Consider the following 1,217-nt stretch of genomic DNA (forward strand, 5'->3'; position numbering starts at 1 on the left):
ATACTTTATTTTCTTTTAAAGTCTTCACCCATTGGTTGTGTTGATAATGCCAGCCTTGATCGGAATGAATCGTGGTACGATAGGTTGCACGATTTTTTATTATCTCCATCGTTTCTTTTAAAGGTTCCATGACAAGATCTAACGTTGGTCGCTTCTTGATTTCATACGCAATAATTTCTCCGTTGTAAAGGTCAAGAATTGGATTTAAATATAACTTCTCCTCACCAAGACATTTGAATTCTGTAATGTCCGTTACTAGTTTTTGAAGTGGGATAGATGTGCTAAATCGGCGGGATAATCGGTTTTTCGCTACTTTTCCAACCTTTCCCTTATAGGAATTATATTTGCGGGATTTCCGCATAAATTTTACACATTTTAATCCTAATTCTCTCATCAAACGGTACACTTTTTTATGATTGATTTCATGCCCTAATTTTTTTAATTCTTTCGTGATACGTTTATAACCATAGCGTTCATGAAATTTTTTAAACAGGGATATAATAAGTTCTTTTAATGCTGCATCCGTGTCTTCTCTGCTAAAATGCTTCACATGATAATGGTAGGTTGCTTCAGGAATACCTACCACACAGAGGACATCTTTTAATCGGAATCCTTCTTCTTTGAGTTCGAATGCCACCTTTGCTTGTGCTTTTCGTGGAAGGCATTCGGATCCTCCCGAAAAGCTCTCAACTTTTTTAGGTATGCATTTTCTAGTCGCAGTAATTCATTCTCGCGTTCTAATTCTTCTTCGCGTGTTAATTTCTTCGCCTCTTTTTCCTTTTGCTTATTGGTTTTATTAGACATAGAAGGTCTCCCCTTTGGTTTTGGTTCTAGGCCTTCTAAATCTTCTTCCTCAAATGCCTTCATCCAGCGTCTAATTAAGGAAGGGTTGTTCAAATGAAATTGAATAGCAGTTTCTAAGAAAGAAGCACCTGTCTGTAACATAAATTGTATCGTATTTAATTTAAATTGAACAGAATACTTCTCCTTTGTTTTTCTTCTTCTTAAGCCATCTATTCCTTGGGATTTATAGACTTTCACCCACTCAACTATAGATGTTTCACTGCCCATATTATATTTTTTGGCTAATGATTTATAGCCCATATTGCCATATAAATACTCGGTGACGAGTTTTATTTTAAATTCTTCATTATATTTCGCCATAAAAACACCCCGAAAGTTAGATTTTTCTACTCTAACTTTCGGGGGGCGGTACC

2 protein-coding genes are annotated in these 1,217 nt (G+C 35.7%); both read right to left on the reverse strand.

Annotation, left to right across the window (positions count from 1 at the left end; translation table 11 throughout):
• A partial coding sequence (locus BN1068_RS00055) for an IS3 family transposase (protein ID WP_077600809.1) occupies window positions 1–637 on the reverse strand: 637 nt, incomplete at its 3' end.
• A partial coding sequence (locus BN1068_RS00060) for a helix-turn-helix domain-containing protein (protein ID WP_217697293.1) occupies window positions 601–1,217 on the reverse strand: 617 nt, incomplete at its 5' end. The genes BN1068_RS00055 and BN1068_RS00060, both read right to left, overlap by 37 nt.

Origin of the sequence: Oceanobacillus sojae (genome assembly GCF_900162665.1) — a bacterium.
In the GTDB taxonomy this organism is placed as follows: domain Bacteria; phylum Bacillota; class Bacilli; order Bacillales; family Amphibacillaceae; genus Oceanobacillus; species Oceanobacillus sojae_A.